The sequence below is a fragment of the Bacillus sp. RAR_M1_44 genome (genome assembly GCF_020165935.1).
Classification (GTDB): domain Bacteria; phylum Bacillota; class Bacilli; order Bacillales; family Bacillaceae; genus Bacillus; species Bacillus altitudinis.
In genome coordinates this window covers 1937612-1957615 of record NZ_JAIUKX010000001.1, presented here as the reverse complement: position 1 = coordinate 1957615, position 20004 = coordinate 1937612, and the positions used below count along the sequence as shown (strand labels likewise).

The window sequence follows — 20004 nt, the reverse complement described above, 5'->3', positions numbered from 1 at the left end:
AGCAGCCATTTTAGACCAAATTAATACGTTCTAACTGGAAGAATCAATTGCAAAATGGAATCATCATTTGGCGTTCGTAATAGGAATGGTCTCATTGCGCCAGTGAAACTGACATGAATCTCTGTTCCCTCTAATACTTTTAAAGCATCAAGCATATATTTTGGACTGAAAGAGATTTTGAGATCCTCCCCTTTAATGTCATCTGCTTGCACCGTTTCAACTACTTTACCGATTTCAGGCGAATTAGAAGAAATTTCAAGGCTTTGCGCAGGATCAGCAGAAAGCTTCACAACGTTGTTACGCCCTTCTCTTGCTAAAAGTGACGCGCGATCAATCGCTTGAAGGAATTCTTTCGTATTCACCACTACATCCGTTTTACTTTCTTGCGGAATGAGGCGAGCTGTATCTGGGTAATTACCATCCAGCAATCTTGAGAAGAACAGCACGTTCTGTGCTTTAAAGAGAACCTGTGTCTCCGTAATGACGATGCTCACAAGATCTTGTCCATCATCAAGAATTTTACTTAGCTCTGTTAAACTCTTTCCAGGAATGACCACATTGTACGAGCTTTCCTCGTTAATATCCAACTTCGCTTTTCTTAAAGCAAGACGATGACTATCCGTTGCTGTGCATATTAATTCACCTTTTTCAACCTTCCAGTTTACACCTGTCAAGATAGGTCGTGTTTCTGAGGTGGACACTGCGAAAACCGTTTGACGGATAAGGTTTTTAAGCAAATCTGTTGGAATTTGAAAAGCATGATGCTCTTCAATTTGTGGCAGATGCGGATATTCTTCAGCATCTAAGCCGTTTAAATTAAATTCTGCTGAACCAGAGCGGATGATGGTCAGATGATTTTGTTCTACCTCAATTTCGACAGTAGACATAGGCAGTTTCTTAACGATTTCGCTAAAGAAGCGGGCTTGCAGCACAATACTTCCTGGTCGATCAATTGTAATGACTTCTAAATCTCCATCTCTTTGAGGAATAAAAGATTCGATTGAGATATCAGAATCGCTCCCTGTGAGAGAAACCCCTTCGTCAGATGCAACAATTTTAATCCCTGTCAAAATAGGAATCGTTGTTCTAGAGGATACGGCCTTTAATACATCTTGGACACTTTCAACAAGACGATCTTTTTGAATCGTGAATTTCATAGTGGTCCTCCTAATTTTTCTTAATGACATGTATATATATTTATTTAATAAAAATCGTAGAAGTACTAGTAGGGCTTGTGAATATGTGGATAAGTCAGTAGAAAGAAAGGAAAGACAGCCTATCCACATGTGGACAGACTGTGTATGACTATGCTCTAGTTATTCACATTTTCCCGTACTTATCTTATCAGCTTGATTATTTTAGTTGTTCTTTGATCTCTTTGACATGCTGCTGAAGCTGTTCATCTTCAACGATTAATTTTGAAATTTTCTCATGAGCATGAATGACGGTCGTATGATCTCGTCCACCAAATTCTTCTCCGATTTTAGGTAGAGAGGAATCTGTCATTTCTCTAGAGAGATACATCGCAATTTGTCTTGGATAAGCAACTGATTTCGTACGTTTCTTCGCTTTGAAATCTTCTAATCGAATATTAAATTGCTGCCCTACAATTCTTTGAATATCTTTAATTGTAATCACCTTAGGTTTCGATGAAGGAATGATGTCCTTTAGGGCTTCAGCTGCTAGATCAGCATTGATGTCTTTATTGATTAAAGAAGAGTAAGCAACAACACGAATCAAAGCACCTTCCAGTTCCCGAATGTTGCTGTCGATTTGATTGGCAATATAAAGCATGACTTCATTCGGAATGTCTAAACCTTCTGCTTTTGCTTTTTTACGTAAGATCGCAATACGCGTTTCTAGATCTGGCGGGGTAATGTCTGTAATTAAGCCCCATTCGAATCGAGAGCGTAATCTGTCTTCAAGTGTCGGAATTTCCTTTGGCGGACGGTCACTAGAAATGACGATTTGCTTACTTTCTTCGTGAAGTGTGTTGAATGTATGGAAAAACTCTTCTTGTGTTTGTTCTTTTCCTGCTAAAAATTGAATATCATCTATCAAAAGCACATCTACATTCCGATAGCGATTACGGAAATCGACTGCTTTGTTGTCTCGGATTGAGTTGATAAATTCATTTGTAAATTTTTCAGATGATAGATAGACCACTTTGGCTGATGGATTATGGTCGATGACGTAATGACCGATCGCATGCATTAAGTGAGTCTTTCCTAAACCAACGCCCCCATAAATAAAAAGCGGGTTATATGCTTTTGCTGGTGCTTCTGCGACTGCAAGTGAAGCGGCATGAGCAAAACGGTTGCCTGAACCAATAACAAAAGTATCAAATGTATATTTTGGATTCAGCATATTTTGTGGAATTTCAACGGGTTCTTCTTTCGACATTTTTTTGATTGGAGATTTTGGCATGGCTTCCTCTTCGTCCTGATTTTGAGGAATAATAAATTTGATGCTGAGCTCTTCGCCTGTCAGTTCATAGATGGTATCTGCAATTAAGTGAAGGTATCTTGACTCGAGCCAGTCTCTTGCAAATTCATTAGGTGCAGTAATAGTCAGCGTATCTCCTTGAAGAGAATGGGCTTTAGTGGACTTCATCCATGTTTCAAAACTAGGTTTGCTCAATTTTGTCTCTATTTTTTGAAGTGCTTTATTCCACAGATCCAAAATATTTTCCATAAGGCTTCTCCCCCCTCCTTTTCTTTTTAAAATGACCAGTATCAAACTGTTATAGAACACGAAAAAGAGCAAATGGTCATCACCATTCGTGCACATACTTTGTTGAAAACAATTAATATAGTAGAAAAACGTCTTTTCGACAAATTACACAGGTTGTGGATAAACAATTCAACAAGCTGTGTAATAACTTTCCACAGGTTATCCACAAATTGTGGATAAGATAAATAGGCCAGATAAGTAATTAAGAGTTAAAACACAAATATAATATCAAAATAAACAAGATGGTGCAATGGGTGTCACAAACTTATCCACACACTTTACATCCTGTTGAAAAATAATTATCCACATAGGTTATTTGTGTGAAAAAAATGTCGATAATGGATGTGGATAGTCAAAATATGCCGGAAAAATATCCACAACCTTGTTTTGAAGGTTTTTTTGAAGGAAAAAAAGAATAAAATGCTGGAAACTAAAAAAGAAGGTTTCTTCACTTGATAACTTGTGTTATGCTTATAAGGTTGATAATAAGAGTTTTATCATTGATATTGACAATCGATGGGTTACACAAATATAATGAGTTAGACTGTCTTAAACAGCTATTCCTCAGGGAGGTGTCATAAATGAAAAGAACGTTTCAACCAAATAACCGTAAGCGTAGTAAAGTTCATGGCTTCCGCAGCCGTATGAGTTCTAAAAACGGACGTCTAGTTTTAAAGCGACGCCGCAGCAAAGGTAGAAAAAAATTATCAGCTTAGGCCACTGAATAATGTCAGTGGTCTTTTTTACATAAAATCGTAAATGAACTGTCAGTTTTTATCGGAGTGGAAGAAAACATGAAGAAGCGAAACAGGCTAAAAAAAAATGAAGAGTTTCAAACAGTGTTCAAAAAAGGTCAATCAATGGCTAATCGCCAATTCGTCATTTATCAGCTGGACCAACCAAATCAAGAAGAACTGCGTTTAGGATTGTCTGTCAGTAAGAAGATAGGTAATGCAGTGATAAGAAACCGGATTAAACGACTAATCCGTCAGGTGTTCTTAGAGGAAGGTCATAAGCTAAAGCAAGAAAAAGACTACATTGTTATCGCACGAAAACCAGCAAGCGAATTGACCTTTGAAGAAACAAAGAAGTCTCTCCAGCATTTATTTAGAAAATCCGCTGTTTATCAACAACAACCGAAAAAGTCTTCGTAATAGAAACTTTCGTTGAATCAATTTTTAAAAGCGCTTCCTTCATCTAGTGAATTAAAATGAAACCACCACTTTGTAATGAAAAAATGTTACCATACTGATTAGGTGAGTCACTTTCGTAATCAATTCCAACTTAAATAAAGTTTGAAGTAATGGGAGGAATCTTGTTGAAAAGGCGATTATTACTAATATTTAGCTTGATTGGCGTGTTGGTTCTATTGGCAGGATGTACACAAATCAATGAACCAATCACATCAGATAGTAAGGGATTCTGGAATTCTTACATTGTATACCCGCTATCTCAATTAATCACTTATATGGCAAACTTAACTGGTGAAAACTATGGTGTAGCGATTATTATTGTAACTCTTTTGATTCGTTTGCTCATTTTACCATTAATGATTAAACAGTTAAGAAGTACAAAAGCAATGCAAGCACTTCAGCCAGAACTAAAGAAGCTTCGTGAAAAATATAGCTCAAAAGACCAGAAAACACAGCAGCAGCTTCAACAGGAAACAATGGCTCTTTTCCAAAAGAATGGTGTAAATCCATTAGCAGGGTGTTTCCCAATCTTAATTCAAATGCCAATCTTAATTGGTTTTTATCATGCGATCATGAGAACAGCTGAAATCAAGAAGCATACTTTCTTATGGTTTGACTTAGGCAGTCCAGATCCATTATTCCTGCTACCGATTATTGCAGGTGTAGCTACTTTTATCCAGCAGAAGCTAATGATGGCTGGAAATCCTTCGGACAACCCTCAAATGGCGATTATGCTTTGGGTGATGCCAATTATGATCATTGTATTTGCAATCAGTTTCCCAGCGGCACTTTCACTGTACTGGGTTGTAGGTAACATTTTCATGATCATTCAAACTTTGGTCATTAAAACACCTCAAGTAAAAGTTGATACAAAAGAAAAAGCTGGCGGGAACAAAAAATGAAGGAAATAACTGCTGTCGGTCGCACAGTCGAAGAAGCAGTAGATTCCGGACTGAAACAAATTCAACTACTACAAGAAGAAGTAGATATCACAATAGTAGATGAAGGAAACAAAGGGTTTTTAGGATTATTTGGTAAAAGACAAGCTGTTGTCAAGTTAGTAGAAAAGCGAGATGCGCTCAAATTAGCAACACAGTATTTAGATAAAATTGTTAAATCAATTGATCCTAAAGCAAATATTGTTTCGAAAAAAGAAACGAAAAAGATTTCTTTTCACATTAATGGAGACAAAACTTCATTAATGATTGGAAAAAGAGGACAAACACTGTACTCTTTAGAAACCTTGGTGCAGTTAGTGTTTAATCGTTATTCTGATCAGTATCATCATATTACAATTGATATTGGAGATTATAGGAAGAAACGACAAGAAGCACTTGAACAATATGCAATCAAAACGGCAAACCGTGTTTTAAAAACGAAGAGAAAGGTTCATTTAGAACCGATGCCTTCGAATGAACGAAAAGTCGTTCATGATACGATTGCAGCATTTTCTAAAGAACTTGCCACGGCATCCGAAGATACAGGCAGCAAGCGTCATGTTGTGGTGATGTATAAAAAATAGCAGAAAGGCTAAGATTCAGCAAAGCTGGATTTTAGTCTTTTTTTATTGAAAAATTACCTTTTAATAGTAGATTCCTCCTTTATTTCTAAAAAGTTAGTGTGTTATTTAGATCGAAAACGTCATTTTCCCTTAGTTGCAAAGGGAGAAGGGCGTTTTAATTTATTGGATTTAGGTGTAAGATGTGAAGACAAGTTTAGAACGTCGTTATTCACATGTGGATAAGTTAAGTGTTAAAATAGACAGGGTGCAAAACTGTGGATAATTAAATGTGGGCTACTTTCGCTTCGCATGCATTTATGGTATCTTTAAATTTTGGATTAAGCGTTTTTGATATAGAGATGGACAACGTCCATTTAATTGATATAAGACTGTCTATTGAATAGAGAAAGAGGTGAATGAGCGGTGGATACAATTGCAGCAATTTCTACACCAATGGGTGAAGGGGCAATTGCCATTATACGTTTAAGCGGGCCTGATGCAGTTCAGATTGCTGATCGCATGTATAAGGGGCCTAAGGAGAAAAAACTTGTATCAGTGGATTCTCATACCATTCATTATGGTCATATTGTAGATTCAAGTACCGAGCAAGTGATAGAAGAGGTCATGGTGTCTGTATTAAGAGCGCCAAAAACATTTACGAGAGAAGACGTTATTGAGATCAACTGCCATGGCGGAATTGTCACGGTCAATAAAGTCTTGCAGCTTGCTTTAAAAGAAGGAGCGAGATTAGCGGAGCCAGGTGAGTTTACAAAACGTGCTTTCCTAAATGGAAGAATCGACTTGTCACAAGCAGAAGCCGTAATGGACTTGATTCGTGCAAAGACTGACCGTGCGATGAATGTCGCAATGACTCAAATGGAGGGACGTCTCTCCGGTTTGATTAAACGTCTTCGTGGTGAGATATTGGAGACACTTGCCCATGTAGAAGTGAATATTGATTATCCAGAGTATGACGATGTGGAAGAAATGACACATCGAGTCTTAGTTGAAAAGGCGACATCTGTGAAAAAGGAAATTGAATCGCTTCTAACGACTTCACAGCAGGGGAAAATCCTACGTGAGGGTTTATCTACTGTTATTATTGGAAGGCCAAATGTTGGGAAGTCTTCCTTATTAAATAGTCTTGTTCAGGAAACAAAGGCGATTGTGACCGATATTCCTGGAACAACCAGAGATGTCATCGAGGAATATGTGAATGTAAGAGGAGTACCGCTCCGTTTAGTAGATACTGCGGGTATACGTGAGACTGAAGACATTGTTGAGCGTATTGGGGTCGAACGATCAAGACAGGTCTTAAAAGAAGCTGACCTGATTTTACTTGTGCTCAATTATAGTGAAGAGTTATCTGAGGAAGATATTAAGCTATTTGAAGCTGTCTCGGGTATGGATATTATTGTGATTGTCAATAAGACTGATCTTGAGCCTAAACTTGATGTAGAAAAAGTAAAAGAGTTAGCGAAAGATCGTCCAGTCGTGACAACATCTTTATTACAAGAAAAAGGGATTGATGAGCTTGAAATGGCCATTCAATCTTTATTCTTCACTGGCTCAATTGAAAGTGGAGATTTAACGTATGTAAGCAATACTAGGCATATTGCGCTCCTTCAAGAAGCAAAACAATCGATTGAGGATGCTCTAGAAGGAATTGAAATGGATGTACCGATCGACATTGTTCAAATAGATTTAACACGCTGCTGGGAGCAGCTAGGTGAAATTATTGGGGATGCTGTTCATGAAAGCTTAATCGATCAGTTATTCTCTCAATTCTGTTTAGGAAAGTAAAGGGAGGAACAAAAGAAATGGGTTATGAAGCTGGCCAATATGATGTAATCGTCGTCGGTGCCGGTCATGCTGGTGTTGAGGCTGCTCTTGCTTCTGCAAGACAGGGCGCCAAAACACTTGTATTGACCATCAATCTCGATATGGTTGCTTTTATGCCATGTAATCCGTCCGTAGGAGGTCCCGCTAAAGGGATTGTCGTCAGAGAAATTGATGCGCTAGGCGGAGAAATGGCACGAAATATAGATAAGACGCATATTCAAATGCGTATGCTGAATACTGGGAAAGGACCTGCTGTCCGTGCGTTAAGAGCGCAAGCAGATAAGTTTCAATATCAGCACGAAATGAAAAAAACAATGGAAAATGAACCAAACCTAACAATGTTGCAAGGGATGGTAGACCATTTAATTGTAGAAGATGATGAATGTAAAGGTGTTGTGACTCAAACAGGTGCAAATTATCGCGCGAAGTCTGTTGTTCTAACGACTGGTACTTTCTTAAAAGGCCGCATTATTTTAGGGGATCTTTCTTATTCAAGCGGTCCTAATAATCAGCAGCCTTCCATTAAATTGTCGGATCATCTAGCAGAATTAGGATTCGATTTGGTTCGCTTTAAAACTGGGACACCACCTCGAGTAAACAGCCACTCGATTGATTATAGTAAGACGGAAATTCAACCAGGTGACGATGTGCCACGTGCGTTTTCTTATGAAACTGTGGAATATATTACAGATCAATTACCATGCTGGTTAACATACACGAGTTTAGAAACTCATCAAATTATTGATGAGAATCTTCACCGTTCTCCTATGTATTCAGGTATGATTAAAGGAACAGGTCCTAGATACTGCCCGTCCATTGAGGATAAGGTGGTTCGTTTTAATGATAAACCGAGACATCAAATTTTCTTAGAGCCAGAAGGCCGTAATACGCAAGAAGTGTATGTTCAAGGTTTATCTACAAGTCTGCCAGAGGATGTACAGCAGCGAATGCTGTCAACCATTCCAGGGCTTGAAAATGTACAAATGATGCGAGCGGGTTATGCCATTGAGTATGATGCGATTGTGCCTACACAATTGTGGCCGACACTTGAGACGAAGAAAATTTCTGGATTATATACAGCTGGCCAAATCAATGGTACCTCTGGTTATGAGGAAGCTGCAGGTCAAGGAATTATGGCAGGTATCAATGCAGGAAGAAAAGCATTGGGTAAAGAAGAAGTCATTTTAAGCCGATCTGATGCATATATCGGTGTTCTCATTGATGATCTTGTCACGAAGGGTACAAATGAACCTTACCGTCTTTTAACTTCTCGTGCAGAGTACCGCTTACTTCTGCGTCATGACAATGCTGATTTAAGATTAACGGAACTTGGATATAACATTGGTTTAATTTCTGAAGAGAGATTCCAAGCATTCACACAGAAAAAAGAGGCCATTGAAGCAGAGAAAAAACGTTTATATTCTGTCATTATTAAACCTACAGCAGAGACACAGGAATATATCCGTTCTCTTGGTGGAAGTGAATTGAAGGACGGTATTCGCGCTAGTGATCTGATGAAGCGTCCAGAGATGAACTATGAATCTGTTGTGAAACTAGCTCCTGCTGACACACCGCTTCCTGCTGATGTGTGTGAACAGGTAGAGATTCAAATTAAATATGAAGGTTATATTGAAAAGTCGCTCCAACAAGTTGAAAAGCTGAAAAAGATGGAAAACAAAAAGATTCCGGATCGAATCGATTATGATGCCATCAAAGGGATTGCAACTGAAGCGAAGCAAAAGCTAAAAGAAGTCCGACCGCTTTCTGTTGCACAGGCTTCTCGTATTTCAGGCGTTAACCCTGCTGATATTTCTATCCTTTTAGTGTATTTGGAGCAGGGACGTATTGCGAAGATAGCAGAGTAGAAAGGATGTCGGCATGAACATTGAACAATTTACAGCAGCACTAGAGGAGAAAGGGATCACTCTTTCTCCAGTGCAGCTTGAACAATTTGAAACTTACTTCCATATGCTTGTAGAATGGAACGAGAAGATGAATTTAACGTCCATTACAGAAAAGGAAGAAGTATATTTAAAGCATTTTTATGACTCGATATCAGCAGCATTTTTTATTAATTTTCACAAAGTGACAACAATTTGTGATATTGGAGCTGGTGCTGGTTTTCCAAGCATTCCTCTTAAAATTTGTTTCCCTCATCTACATGTGACCATTGTTGATTCTCTCCAGAAACGCATTACGTTTCTCAATGAGTTAGCAAAAGGGTTAAACTTACAAGATACTACTTTTTATCATGATCGTGCGGAGACCTTTGGACAACGTAAAGATCAACGTGAAAGCTATGACCTTGTCACCGCTAGAGCTGTTGCGCGCTTATCTGTCTTGAGCGAACTATGCCTGCCTCTTGTGAAAAAGGAAGGATTGTTTGTTGCATTAAAAGCATCTGCTGCAGATGAAGAGATGCAAGCAGGAAAAAAAGCTGTCACTGTCCTCGGAGGAGAGGTTGTTGAAAAGCATTCCTTTGTTCTTCCTTTAGAAGAAAGCGAACGGAACATCATTGTCATTGAAAAGAAAAAACAAACACCAAAAAAATATCCTAGAAAACCAGGAACACCTAATAAATCACCAATAGAAGGTTGATCATGTAAAAGGTCGGTTTTTCTTCAATATTTATGATTTTACAGAAGGAAAAAACATGAGAAAATAGAATTATAAAAAGGTAGTTTTTAAAGGTGGTGTAGGTTCATGAAGCATTCACTCTCACGCTTCTTCGGGCTTGGTGACAAAGAACAACCTGAGCGTGATACCGAAATAGAGGCAGAGATTGCTGAGCATGATACATTAAAGGAAGAGATACAGGAGCTCCCGGTCGACACAATTATGCCTAACCGTTTTCAGCCACGCACCATTTTTTCAGAAGAAAAGATACAAGAGCTGGCCACAACCATTCATACCCATGGCATTATTCAACCGATTGTTGTTAGACCAACAGAAGAAGAAGGAAAATATGAACTGATCGCCGGCGAAAGACGTTGGAGAGCGGTACAAACTCTTCAATGGGAGAAGATCCCCGCTATTATAAAAGATTTTACTGATACGGAAACGGCATCTGTGGCATTGATTGAAAATTTGCAAAGAGAAGAGCTGTCTGCAATTGAAGAGGCTCATGCTTATGCACGTCTTTTAGAGCTTCATGATTTAACGCAAGAAGCTCTTGCTCAGCGTTTAGGTAAGGGACAATCGACTGTTGCAAACAAACTAAGACTTTTAAAGTTGCCTGAAGAGGTACAGCAAGCCATTTTGGAGAAAAAAATCTCTGAGAGGCATGCCCGTTCACTTGTACCTCTAAAGCTTCCAGAATTACAAATCACGCTGTTGCAGGAAATCATTGAAAAGCAGCTAAATGTGAAACAGACTGAAGAGCGTGTAGTGAAGATGCTTGAACAAAAAACAGATCGCAAACCGAAGCCGAAACGTAAGGCGTTTAGCCGAGATACGCGAATTGCGATGAATACCATTCGTCAGTCTCTCCATATGGTAGAAGATAGCGGACTTAAAATAAATACCGAGGAAGAAGAATTTGAGGAATATATCCAATTAACCATTCGCATTCCTAAATAGAAAAAAGCTGATGAGCATTACTCGTCAGCTTTTTTTGTCTTTCCATCCCTTAAATTCATGATATTTACTTATTATTAATTAATTGGTAAAATATGATTTTCATAGTAGAAGGGAGGTGACATATAACCAATGAAAATGAAAAAGACTATTTTTGCTATTATCTGTTATTTACTAATCTCTTTTTCTCTTTTTTCAAATGAAACGACTGTGTTTGCTGTGAGCACGTCAACGAATCATGATACTCATTCAGCGGAAGAAACGATTACAAAAGAAGAACTCAGTGCTCTGAAGAAACAAGGTGTGGTTTCGACAGATGTAACGGTTCAACAATTAAATCAAGAGCAAGCGTCTCAGGACGATGCGATCGATGTGATCACAGCTGATGATGATTTGGAGAACTATGGCTTACGGCAAAACAAACAGGATGAAATGGTAACAGATGAAAGGCCGAATACCATTCGCCATCTTTTTGGTAAACCGTATCCTGGAACCGATATTATGCCTCAAAAAGGGGATATATTGGTGACGAGCACTGGTGCTTTGAATGGTTTAATTGGTCATGCAGGCATCGTCATTAATGAGAAAAGCTATGCATCCATTCCTGGGTTCCGGCAGCATCCAAATATTGATTCCATTCAAAGTTGGTTTCGCTATAGTGCCAATACAAAGGTGATTCGGATTAATCATCAGGAAAAGGCAGATTTAGCAGGGGATTGGGCGCATGATTACGTGAAAGACCATCCGAAGGCTCGATATTCGATCACTATGTCTATTCAATCCTTGGACCCTACTTATTGTTCAAAGATTGTATGGCAGGCTTACGCGAAAACCGGGGACGCTGTTGGACATGCCACATTTACCATTAAAGCACCCTATGGGTTTTTGAAAAAGAAGAACTATAAAACAGTGACACCTAAAGTCATTGTGAGCGAAGGCCGTAAAATTGGCGGGTTAAACTTTTGATTGTATCTCCCTCACTTTTCATGAAAAGTGGGGTTTTTTTGTCTCGTTATTTTCTTCAAAAAGATATATTAATATATCTTCGAAGCGCGTTTTTATGCATCTATCCATGTACGGAAACACAGATTCATTCACGAATTTATAATGGAGAAACAAAAAAAGCAAACGTTTCATACTTTTTTTGATAGAATAGGAAGTATGAATGAATGAGAAACTTGTTAAGTTGAAAGTGGGTGACATCGTGGGGAAAATCATAGCGATTACCAACCAGAAGGGCGGCGTTGGGAAGACGACAACTTCTGTTAATTTGGGTGCGTGTTTAGCATACATAGGAAAACGAGTGTTGTTAGTTGATATTGATCCGCAGGGAAATGCCACGAGTGGTATTGGGATTGAGAAGGCCGATGTAGAGAAGTGCGTGTACGATATTTTAGTAGACGATGCAGATGTACTTGATGTGATTAAGACGACAGAGGTCGAAAATCTTGATGTCATTCCTGCGACGATACAGCTTGCAGGGGCGGAAATTGAGCTTGTGCCTACGATCTCACGTGAAGTGAGGCTGAAAAGAGCACTTGAATCTGTGAAGCAAAATTATGATTATATGATTATTGACTGCCCGCCATCACTTGGGTTACTGACGATTAATGCGTTAACTGCATCCGATTCTGTTTTAATACCGGTTCAGTGTGAATATTATGCGCTTGAAGGATTGAGTCAATTGTTGAATACGGTTCGTCTTGTGCAGAAACATCTAAATACCGACCTTGCCATTGAAGGTGTCTTACTGACAATGCTTGATGCAAGAACAAATCTTGGAATCCAAGTCATCGAAGAAGTAAAAAAATACTTTAGAGATAAAGTCTATCAGACCGTGATTCCGAGAAATGTGAGACTAAGTGAAGCGCCTAGTCATGGGAAACCTATTATCTTGTATGATCCACGTTCAAGAGGTGCAGATGTCTATTTAGACTTAGCAAAGGAAGTGGATGCGAATGGCTAAAGGTCTTGGAAAGGGTATTAATGCACTATTTAACAATGTGGATTCCAATGAAGAAACTGTCGAAGAAATTAAGTTGAAGGATTTGCGCCCGAACCCTTATCAGCCAAGGAAAACGTTTGATGATGATGCATTGTCTGATCTCAAAGAATCAATTCAGCAGCATGGTGTTTTACAGCCGATTATTGTTCGTAAATCGATTAAAGGATATGACATTGTTGCAGGAGAACGCCGTTTCCGTGCAGCACAACAAGCTGGTTTGACAACGATTCCTGCGATCGTCAGGGAATTTTCAGAAACACTGATGAGGGAGATCGCTCTTTTAGAAAACTTACAGCGCGAGGATTTATCTCCATTAGAGGAAGCGGAAGCCTATGCCTCCTTACTAGATCACTTAAGTGTGACTCAGGAGGAATTAGCTAAGCGATTAGGCAAAAGCAGACCGCATATTGCGAACCACCTTCGTTTATTAACATTACCGGATGAAGTACAGAAGCTGATTGCGGATGGAACATTATCCATGGGACATGGACGCACGCTGCTTAGTTTGAAAAACAAAAAGAAGCTGGCGCCATTGGTAAAGAAGGTCGTGGACGAAGGATTAAATGTCCGTCAGGTTGAGAAACTTGTTCAGCAATTAAATGAAAATGTTCCACGTGAAACAAAGAAAAAAGAAGCACCAAAGGATCGCGTGTTGAAAGAAAGAGAATCTTTCTTACAAAATTACTTTGGTACTTCAGTGACGATCAAGAAACAGAAGAAAAAAGGGAAAATTGAGATTGAATTTCTCTCAAATGAAGATTTAGAAAGAATCCTTGAATTGCTTTCTACGAGAGAATCATCGGAATGACCATCTTGATATGAGGTGGTCTTTTTTATATTCTTCCCGTGATATTTTGAATAGGGGTGAAGAGAGAACGGCTTTTTTCTCTCGTCCAATCCATTTGATCAATGTGGGATAGACTTTCAGACAGTGTATTGGCCATAGACATTACAAGATGAAGACGTGTGTTTTGGAGAACGAAGTATTCCATAAAACCGCTCACGTTGACGATTCCATTAATATGAATATTGCCTACTTCTGGCAGCTCTTTTTGCACACCTGCACCGGGCTTTAACGGTCCTTCTCCAATTTGAAACGATCCTACACTTTTCACTCTCCCTAAACAGGCATCAACGGCTACGATAAATGGGTGTTTATGAGCTTGTTCAATTTCAGCGAGCTTTTCCTTTAAATTGACCGCATGCACTGGGTCAGAGAGAGTGCCGTATACATGCAGCTTTTTTAAATCAAGACTTGAAAGCTTTGTTCCTACAAGTGGACCTAGAGAGTCACCGGTTGAGCGGTCTGTTCCTATGCAGACGATGGCAACGGGTCTTTTTCCTGCTTTCTGAAGATGCGAGAATAAAATACTTTTAAGCTGCTGAATGGCATTTGTATCCGTATGGGACACGTATTCTTTCACCCTATTTCTTAAAAAAAGACCGTTCTTGCTATTCATAGGTCTCACTTCCTTGTCATAGTAGTTAGTAACAGTATACGGAAACAAGCTTAATTCTATACCTATGAGGTGATGATTGTGTGGAAGGCTGGTTCAAGGTGGACGCTTTTAATTTTAGGAAGCTTGATAGGAGCGGGATATGCCTCTGGTCAAGAAATTTGGCAGTTTTTTGGCCTTGATAGCGGACTAGCCATTCTACTGTTTACGCTCATGTTTATGCTGTCGACCTATGTGGTGTTAAAAATCAGTTATGAGGTGCGTGCTGATCATTTTGTGCCGGTGTTAGAGCGTCTTGTAGGTCCTTGGCTGGCCAAGGTGTATGATATTTTAATTGTTCTTTATCTATTCACGACAACAACAGTCATGATTGCCGGTGGCGGGGTGACACTTGAGATGTATCATGTGCCATTTTGGGTTGGAATCGGTGCATTTTGTTTATTCTCATTTATGATTTTTTTCTGGGATGTGAAAGGGCTCTTATCTGTGAATGCCTTCATTATACCAATTTTGGTGGCGGGGCTCATCTATGCGTTTGTTTTTTATTATATGAATCATGATCATATGTGGAGAATTGATTTTGGCCAGCAATACAATTGGCCTGCCAGTATCGTCTTTGCTTCTTTGAATATATTATCTGTTGTGGCGGTGCTATCTTCAGTGGGGAAAGAAATGAAGGGGCTTGGAGAGGCCAAGGTTGCAAGTATATTAAGCGGTTTGATTTTTGGTGTCATTTCTTATGTGTATAACGAAATACTAGTTGATATTTCTGGGAGTCTTTCAGCAGAAGGGATTCCTTTGTTTACAGTATTAGAGGGGGCACCAACATCATTGTTTGTGTTTATGACCATTGTTCTTTGTTTAGCGATTTATACAACAACTGCTGCGGGATTATTTGGTTTATCCAGCCGCATGCTCTCTTTTGTACGAATGCCCCGCTGGTTCATTGTATTCATCATGCTTCTTTTGATGGCACCTTTAACCTCTCTTGGATTTGCTGATTTAATTGCTTTCTTGTATCCGATTTACAGCTTGCTCAATCTTTATTTGCTTGTCTGTTTAATGCTGTATCCGATTTTAAGTAAAAAGATATTTTTCCGTTCTAAAAATTATACTGATAAAATAAAATAAACACCTCTCTTTCAAAGAGAAGTGCTTATTTTATCCGAATGGAATCAATCGCTTCCTTGATATCGTCATATACAGGCATGTGCTGGAGACGCTGCATGCGTTCCTCTATTTCTGAGATGGCTTGTCCCTTTAAATGCTGGGATACATGCTGTTTGACAATGGTTGTCTGGTTCATCATGTCTTCTGTTTTGGATAATTGGTACTCCAAGTGCATGCGGGTATTTGCCAATTCGTCGTGAAGCCGCATTTTCAGCAATCGCTTTAAATCTTTTCGTTGTCCTTCTCTGCGCATGGCCTGAATAGCGGCAATTTCTTCAGGTGATTGAGATTGTGTTTGTGGTGCAGATTGACTTTCGAATACAGACATGGAGCGGCGGGCACTCACATTTTGCAAGAAACGCTGGGCGTCACTAGGAGGTTTATTTTGATTGATCATATGGCGACTCCTTTCTTAACGAATACCCATTTGCATCGCAAGGCGTCTATCTGCCTTGGCATAGTCATCACCCATTGTGTACATATGTCTTGAAAGGGTGGAAAGTTCTTGTTCGTAGTCTCTCAAGGTGTACAAGGCATTCAGTTGTTTTTCATGAGAATAAAAGGTTGATTGCGGCTGCTCCATCCTTACTTCCTCTAACAGTGCTTCTACATCGCTATGGGTTAATAAATCATAGTGACCGAAGCCGACAAGTCCTTTCAGTTCTTGTTTTACATGATGGACGGCATCTTTTACACTATCATCAATTCCATCTATTTTCTCAAATACAGTGTGTACTTCATGTTCAATAATACTTTGTAGATCATATGATGAATTTTTTAGTAAATGGGATTTTATGATAATTTCAAGCCCGCTTTGTGCATATGCACGGCCTGAATGGATTTCTTGTAAAAGCATCGCTGTAAAACTTGTATTGTGATCAAGCTGTTCATCTAAAATACGAGCGGTTCCATTCGAATGGAATGAATACCCATTTACTTTGAATTCTCCTGAAACGAGAGCTAAAAATGCATTTGTATCAAATGATTCGTTCCACTCTATATTCATTGATGCAAAAGCTGATCTTAAAAAGGTGTCAATTTCTCTTGGTTTATATTTTATGGATTCTTGGACCGATCCCTGCTCCCGGGGTGGTACGGTGTACTTGACTTGTCCAACTCCATGATCATGGCGATTGAGTAAACCTACATAATGATTGGGTTGAATATATTCCGTGAGAACATGGGTATATTTTCCTTCTACTGCTTTTTGCTGAATGGAAGGTGCCAGGCTGCTCCATATATTTGGGCTATCGAATGTGATGGCTTTTTTGACAGCTGGCTGTTCTGTCGCAATGTAAGCACAAACAGCACCGGCAAGCGCTTGTCCAGTGAGATAGATGGTTGCATTCGGGTGCTTCTGACAGACGTCCTCGATGTATTCCTTCCCTTTAAAAAAGACATGATCTTGTTTCCCGGCTAAGGATTTTCTTTCAATGGGGTAGGCATAATCCGTTTTTAACAATGATTGGGTAGCCGTTTGAACATCTTGTGTCGATGTCACCGTCATTTGTTTTGGCAGAGGACAGTGAAACGCGACAATGAACTCATCTGACTGTTCCTGCTGCATCGTTAAACCATATAATTGATGATCTATTTTTAGAAAATCGTTGACAGTGAGCGTATGCTGACCTACTTCTATCGTATGGTTCTGCTGGTAATTCTCTGCGTTTCCAGCGTGATCGGATATGATTTTATAATCTTTGTCGGTTAATCTATCCTTTCGATTGACCATCGTACCTGCTCCCTCACATAACATTTATGCAGATATCATAAATCAAAAAATATGGAAAAACCACAGCGTTCTACCAATAAAAACCTTTTGACCTACAGTGTTTGTGACAATATTGAAAAAAAGCGGAGTTTAAGTAACTATTGGTCACAAATAAAATGATCTAAAAGAAGGGTTTTTTCTATAAAAAAGAACGGGATTGATACATGACAGCGGCTCTTTATTTTGTGCATTGCTCTCCATCGGCATTTTTTTGTACAATAGATTTAATGAAGTGAGCAAGAGAGGTGAATGCTGATGGCAGACAAAGCATTTGGGTTACATGACGTCGTTGAAATGAAAAAACCCCATCCATGTGGTGCCAATCGGTGGAAAGTTATTCGTTTGGGCATGGATATTCGTATTAAATGCGAAGGGTGCGGGCACAGCGTGATGATCCCAAGAAGAGATTTTGAACGAAAAATGAAGAAAATTCTCGTCAAGCATGAGGAGCCAACTGCTTAAGTAGGCCTCATGCTTTTTTGATGAAATTTGTCTTTTGTTCAGAGAAACAGCTGCAATTTCTCATTTTAAAGCTCCGATTTAGTCTTTTTGGTAATGTTTCTTCTATTGAAAATGCATGATGGTTAGCTTGTCTTTTCATGTAAACCTACTTATAATTGCTCTAGGTTCATATTACGCAGTATAACGAGCACGTTTCATATAGAGGAGATGAAAGAATGGCTTTAACAGCTGGTATTGTTGGCTTACCTAACGTCGGGAAGTCAACGCTATTTAATGCAATTACACAGGCTGGAGCGGAGTCTGCTAACTATCCGTTCTGTACCATTGATCCAAACGTCGGAATTGTAGAAGTTCCAGACGAGCGTTTGCAAAAACTGACAGAATTAGTGCAGCCAAAAAAGACAGTTCCGACTGCTTTCGAATTCACTGATATTGCTGGTATTGTGAAAGGTGCATCTAAAGGAGAAGGTTTAGGGAATAAATTCCTTTCTCACATTCGTCAAGTAGATGCAATCTGTCACGTGGTGAGAGCATTTGCTGATGATAACATTACACATGTGTCAGGTAAGGTTGACCCAGTGTCAGATATTGAAACGATTAATTTAGAATTGATTTTGGCTGATCTAGAAACGGTTGAAAAGCGTTTAACTCGTGTGAGTAAGCTTGCGAAACAAAAAGATAAGGAAGCGGTAGCTGAATTTGATATTTTGGAAAAGCTGAAGGACGCATTTGAAGCTGGAAAATCTGCAAGATCGGTTGAATTTACAGATGAGCAGCAGAAGCTTGTGAAGCAACTTCATTTACTCACGTCAAAACCTATTCTGTATGTAGCAAATGTGAGTGAGGACGAAGTAGCAGATCAGGACGGAAACGAATATGTACAGCAAATTCGTGAGTTTGCATCTGGCGAAAACGCTGAAGTCATCGTCGTTTGTGCGAAGATTGAGTCTGAAATTGCAGAGCTTGAAGGAGAAGAGAAGCAAATGTTCCTTGAAGAGCTTGGCATTAAAGAATCAGGTCTAGATCAGTTGATTAAAGCGTCTTATTCACTTCTAGGTTTAGCTACGTATTTCACAGCAGGTGAGCAAGAAGTACGTGCTTGGACATTTAAAAAAGGAATGAAGGCGCCGGAATGTGCTGGAATCATTCATACGGACTTCGAGCGTGGATTTATTCGTGCTGAAACGGTTGCTTATGAAGATTTACTAGCTGGCGGAAGTATGTCTGCTGCAAAAGAAGCAGGAAAAGTTCGTTTAGAAGGTAAAGAATATATAGTGAAAGATGGAGACGTCATTCATTTCCGTTTTAACGTATAGGTTCTTGTCATAGGCAAAGTAATTTGTTATAATATACAATTGTGAGTAATATAATTTATTGCTCCTTGCCCGTATAGGGCCGCTTAGACCAAAAGGAGGTGCAATCAGATGAGAAAGTACGAAGTTATGTACATCATCCGCCCAACAGTTGACGATGAGGCTAAAAAAGCAGTTATCGACCGTTTTAATAACGTGTTAACTTCTAACGGTGCGGAGATCACTGGAACAAAGGATTGGGGTAAACGTCGTCTTGCATACGAAATCAACGATTTCCGTGAAGGCTTCTACCAAATCGTAAACGTTCAATCTGACGCTGCAGCAGTTCAAGAATTTGACCGCTTAGCTAAGATCAGTGACGATATCATTCGCCACATTGTTGTTAAAGAAGAAGAATAAATCATTGAAATATATATTTAAAGGTGGTCTTTCAATATGCTAAACCGTGTTGTATTGGTCGGAAGACTAACAAAAGACCCTGAGCTTCGCTACACGCCTAATGGTGCGGCTGTAGCCACGTTTACTCTAGCTGTGAATCGTACGTTTACGAATCAATCTGGAGAGCGTGAAGCCGATTTCATTAACTGTGTTACTTGGAGAAGACAAGCCGAGAACGTGGCTAATTTCTTGAAAAAAGGAAGTCTTGCCGGTGTAGACGGTCGCTTGCAGACAAGAAACTATGAAAACCAGCAAGGACAGCGTGTCTTCGTGACAGAAGTTCAAGCTGAAAGTGTTCAATTTCTTGAGCCTAAAAGCGGCGGTGCTGGTTCAGGTGGATACAGCGGCGGTGGCAATAGCGGAGGCCAGTATTATGGCGGTAGCCAAAATGATCAGAATCCATTTGGAAATGAACCAAGTCAAAATCCATATGGCAATCAAAATAACCAAAATCGTAATCAGGGAAATAGCTTCAATGATGACCCATTTGCGAATGATGGTAAACCGATTGACATCTCCGATGATGATTTGCCATTCTAATTG

21 protein-coding genes are annotated in these 20004 nt (G+C 39.3%); 16 read left to right on the top strand and 5 right to left on the bottom strand.

The genetic code is table 11. The annotated features are described in order from the left end of the window. Nucleotides 1-20 precede the first annotated feature (20 nt). Both dnaN and dnaA read right to left on the bottom strand, forming a co-directional pair. Complete coding sequence (dnaN, locus tag LCD34_RS10375; RefSeq protein ID WP_008347596.1) at nucleotides 21-1157, bottom strand: DNA polymerase III subunit beta; 1137 nt, start codon at nucleotides 1155-1157, stop codon at nucleotides 21-23. Nucleotides 1158-1353: 196 nt separating this feature from the next. After that, entirely contained in the window at nucleotides 1354-2694 is a 1341-nt protein-coding gene (gene dnaA, locus LCD34_RS10370) for a chromosomal replication initiator protein DnaA (RefSeq protein WP_008347594.1), read from the bottom strand. 620 nt (nucleotides 2695-3314) lie between these two features. On the opposite strand from dnaA, the gene rpmH reads away from it, so the two are divergent. From rpmH to LCD34_RS10315, 11 genes are all read left to right on the top strand, one after another. Then, complete coding sequence (rpmH, locus tag LCD34_RS10365) at nucleotides 3315-3449, top strand: 50S ribosomal protein L34 (RefSeq protein WP_008360908.1); 135 nt, start codon at nucleotides 3315-3317, stop codon at nucleotides 3447-3449. A 78-nt stretch (nucleotides 3450-3527) separates the two neighbouring features. After that, nucleotides 3528-3887, top strand: coding sequence for a ribonuclease P protein component (gene rnpA, locus LCD34_RS10360; RefSeq protein WP_008347592.1), 360 nt, complete (start codon nucleotides 3528-3530; stop codon nucleotides 3885-3887). 158 nt (nucleotides 3888-4045) lie between these two features. Further along, nucleotides 4046-4828, top strand: coding sequence for a YidC family membrane integrase SpoIIIJ (spoIIIJ, locus tag LCD34_RS10355; RefSeq protein WP_089374159.1), 783 nt, complete (start codon nucleotides 4046-4048; stop codon nucleotides 4826-4828). Next, on the top strand, nucleotides 4825-5448 hold the full coding sequence (gene jag / locus LCD34_RS10350; RefSeq protein ID WP_057078773.1) for an RNA-binding cell elongation regulator Jag/EloR: 624 nt from the start codon (nucleotides 4825-4827) through the stop codon (nucleotides 5446-5448). The genes spoIIIJ and jag overlap by 4 nt, the downstream gene beginning before the upstream one ends. Nucleotides 5449-5850: 402 nt before the next feature. Continuing rightward, complete coding sequence (gene mnmE, locus LCD34_RS10345; RefSeq protein ID WP_017359868.1) at nucleotides 5851-7230, top strand: tRNA uridine-5-carboxymethylaminomethyl(34) synthesis GTPase MnmE; 1380 nt, start codon at nucleotides 5851-5853, stop codon at nucleotides 7228-7230. Between the two features lie 17 nt (nucleotides 7231-7247). Then, nucleotides 7248-9134 carry a tRNA uridine-5-carboxymethylaminomethyl(34) synthesis enzyme MnmG gene (mnmG, locus tag LCD34_RS10340; RefSeq protein ID WP_039169033.1) on the top strand — a complete coding sequence of 629 codons (1887 nt, stop codon included), beginning with the start codon at nucleotides 7248-7250 and terminating at the stop codon, nucleotides 9132-9134. Between the two features lie 13 nt (nucleotides 9135-9147). Continuing rightward, nucleotides 9148-9867, top strand: a complete 720-nt coding sequence (gene rsmG / locus LCD34_RS10335) for a 16S rRNA (guanine(527)-N(7))-methyltransferase RsmG (protein ID WP_008347581.1) — start codon at nucleotides 9148-9150, stop codon at nucleotides 9865-9867. A gap of 105 nt (nucleotides 9868-9972) precedes the next feature. After that, entirely contained in the window at nucleotides 9973-10848 is an 876-nt protein-coding gene (gene noc, locus LCD34_RS10330) for a nucleoid occlusion protein (RefSeq protein ID WP_008347579.1), read from the top strand. A 129-nt stretch (nucleotides 10849-10977) separates the two neighbouring features. Continuing rightward, complete coding sequence (locus LCD34_RS10325) at nucleotides 10978-11811, top strand: YiiX/YebB-like N1pC/P60 family cysteine hydrolase (RefSeq protein WP_017359870.1); 834 nt, start codon at nucleotides 10978-10980, stop codon at nucleotides 11809-11811. A 238-nt stretch (nucleotides 11812-12049) separates the two neighbouring features. Next, on the top strand, nucleotides 12050-12811 hold the full coding sequence (soj, locus tag LCD34_RS10320) for a sporulation initiation inhibitor protein Soj (protein ID WP_008360890.1): 762 nt from the start codon (nucleotides 12050-12052) through the stop codon (nucleotides 12809-12811). Further along, the gene (locus LCD34_RS10315) at nucleotides 12804-13658 is read left to right on the top strand and encodes a ParB/RepB/Spo0J family partition protein (protein WP_035704116.1); all 855 of its coding nucleotides are present in this window, start codon (nucleotides 12804-12806) and stop codon (nucleotides 13656-13658) included. Before soj ends, LCD34_RS10315 begins: the two co-directional genes overlap by 8 nt. Before the next feature lie 25 nt (nucleotides 13659-13683). Here the strand turns inward: LCD34_RS10315 and yyaC are convergent, their stop codons facing one another. Next, nucleotides 13684-14310 (bottom strand): spore protease YyaC, encoded by a 627-nt coding sequence (yyaC, locus tag LCD34_RS10310; RefSeq protein ID WP_025208343.1) that lies wholly within the window; start codon nucleotides 14308-14310, stop codon nucleotides 13684-13686. Between the two features lie 72 nt (nucleotides 14311-14382). On the opposite strand from yyaC, the gene LCD34_RS10305 reads away from it, so the two are divergent. Next, nucleotides 14383-15438 (top strand): hypothetical protein, encoded by a 1056-nt coding sequence (locus LCD34_RS10305; RefSeq protein WP_079919768.1) that lies wholly within the window; start codon nucleotides 14383-14385, stop codon nucleotides 15436-15438. 25 nt (nucleotides 15439-15463) lie between these two features. Here LCD34_RS10305 and LCD34_RS10300 read toward each other — a convergent pair whose 3' ends face one another. After that, complete coding sequence (locus tag LCD34_RS10300) at nucleotides 15464-15874, bottom strand: hypothetical protein (protein ID WP_007497462.1); 411 nt, start codon at nucleotides 15872-15874, stop codon at nucleotides 15464-15466. A gap of 15 nt (nucleotides 15875-15889) precedes the next feature. Continuing rightward, the gene (locus LCD34_RS10295) at nucleotides 15890-17209 is read right to left on the bottom strand and encodes a phage hydrolase (RefSeq protein WP_035704112.1); all 1320 of its coding nucleotides are present in this window, start codon (nucleotides 17207-17209) and stop codon (nucleotides 15890-15892) included. 294 nt (nucleotides 17210-17503) lie between these two features. Here LCD34_RS10295 and LCD34_RS10290 point away from each other — a divergent pair, with 294 nt between their 5' ends. From LCD34_RS10290 to ssbA, 4 genes are all read left to right on the top strand, one after another. After that, nucleotides 17504-17710, top strand: coding sequence for a DUF951 domain-containing protein (locus tag LCD34_RS10290; protein ID WP_008347561.1), 207 nt, complete (start codon nucleotides 17504-17506; stop codon nucleotides 17708-17710). Nucleotides 17711-17925: 215 nt separating this feature from the next. Next, nucleotides 17926-19026 carry a redox-regulated ATPase YchF gene (ychF, locus tag LCD34_RS10285; protein ID WP_007497458.1) on the top strand — a complete coding sequence of 367 codons (1101 nt, stop codon included), beginning with the start codon at nucleotides 17926-17928 and terminating at the stop codon, nucleotides 19024-19026. A gap of 108 nt (nucleotides 19027-19134) precedes the next feature. After that, nucleotides 19135-19422 (top strand): 30S ribosomal protein S6, encoded by a 288-nt coding sequence (gene rpsF, locus LCD34_RS10280; RefSeq protein ID WP_008347557.1) that lies wholly within the window; start codon nucleotides 19135-19137, stop codon nucleotides 19420-19422. 36 nt (nucleotides 19423-19458) lie between these two features. Beyond that, nucleotides 19459-20001: a single-stranded DNA-binding protein SsbA gene (gene ssbA, locus LCD34_RS10275; protein ID WP_007497456.1), complete on the top strand. Its 543-nt coding sequence runs from the start codon at nucleotides 19459-19461 to the stop codon at nucleotides 19999-20001. Nucleotides 20002-20004: the final 3 nt, after the last annotated feature.

Bases quoted from the DNA above. Each gene is read 5' to 3' on its own strand.
- dnaN (WP_008347596.1), bottom strand. From the start codon at position 1,157: ATGAAATTCACGATTCAAAAAGATCGTCTTGTTGAAAGTGTCCAAGAT.
- dnaA (WP_008347594.1), bottom strand. From the start codon at position 2,694: ATGGAAAATATTTTGGATCTGTGGAATAAAGCACTTCAAAAAATAGAG.
- rpmH (WP_008360908.1), top strand. From the start codon at position 3,315: ATGAAAAGAACGTTTCAACCAAATAACCGTAAGCGTAGTAAAGTTCAT.
- rnpA (WP_008347592.1), top strand. From the start codon at position 3,528: ATGAAGAAGCGAAACAGGCTAAAAAAAAATGAAGAGTTTCAAACAGTG.
- jag (WP_057078773.1), top strand. From the start codon at position 4,825: ATGAAGGAAATAACTGCTGTCGGTCGCACAGTCGAAGAAGCAGTAGAT.
- mnmG (WP_039169033.1), top strand. From the start codon at position 7,248: ATGGGTTATGAAGCTGGCCAATATGATGTAATCGTCGTCGGTGCCGGT.
- rsmG (WP_008347581.1), top strand. From the start codon at position 9,148: ATGAACATTGAACAATTTACAGCAGCACTAGAGGAGAAAGGGATCACT.
- noc (WP_008347579.1), top strand. From the start codon at position 9,973: ATGAAGCATTCACTCTCACGCTTCTTCGGGCTTGGTGACAAAGAACAA.
- LCD34_RS10325 (WP_017359870.1), top strand. From the start codon at position 10,978: ATGAAAATGAAAAAGACTATTTTTGCTATTATCTGTTATTTACTAATC.
- LCD34_RS10315 (WP_035704116.1), top strand. From the start codon at position 12,804: ATGGCTAAAGGTCTTGGAAAGGGTATTAATGCACTATTTAACAATGTG.
- yyaC (WP_025208343.1), bottom strand. From the start codon at position 14,310: ATGAATAGCAAGAACGGTCTTTTTTTAAGAAATAGGGTGAAAGAATAC.
- LCD34_RS10305 (WP_079919768.1), top strand. From the start codon at position 14,383: ATGATTGTGTGGAAGGCTGGTTCAAGGTGGACGCTTTTAATTTTAGGA.
- LCD34_RS10300 (WP_007497462.1), bottom strand. From the start codon at position 15,874: ATGATCAATCAAAATAAACCTCCTAGTGACGCCCAGCGTTTCTTGCAA.
- LCD34_RS10295 (WP_035704112.1), bottom strand. From the start codon at position 17,209: ATGGTCAATCGAAAGGATAGATTAACCGACAAAGATTATAAAATCATA.
- LCD34_RS10290 (WP_008347561.1), top strand. From the start codon at position 17,504: ATGGCAGACAAAGCATTTGGGTTACATGACGTCGTTGAAATGAAAAAA.
- ychF (WP_007497458.1), top strand. From the start codon at position 17,926: ATGGCTTTAACAGCTGGTATTGTTGGCTTACCTAACGTCGGGAAGTCA.
- rpsF (WP_008347557.1), top strand. From the start codon at position 19,135: ATGAGAAAGTACGAAGTTATGTACATCATCCGCCCAACAGTTGACGAT.
- ssbA (WP_007497456.1), top strand. From the start codon at position 19,459: ATGCTAAACCGTGTTGTATTGGTCGGAAGACTAACAAAAGACCCTGAG.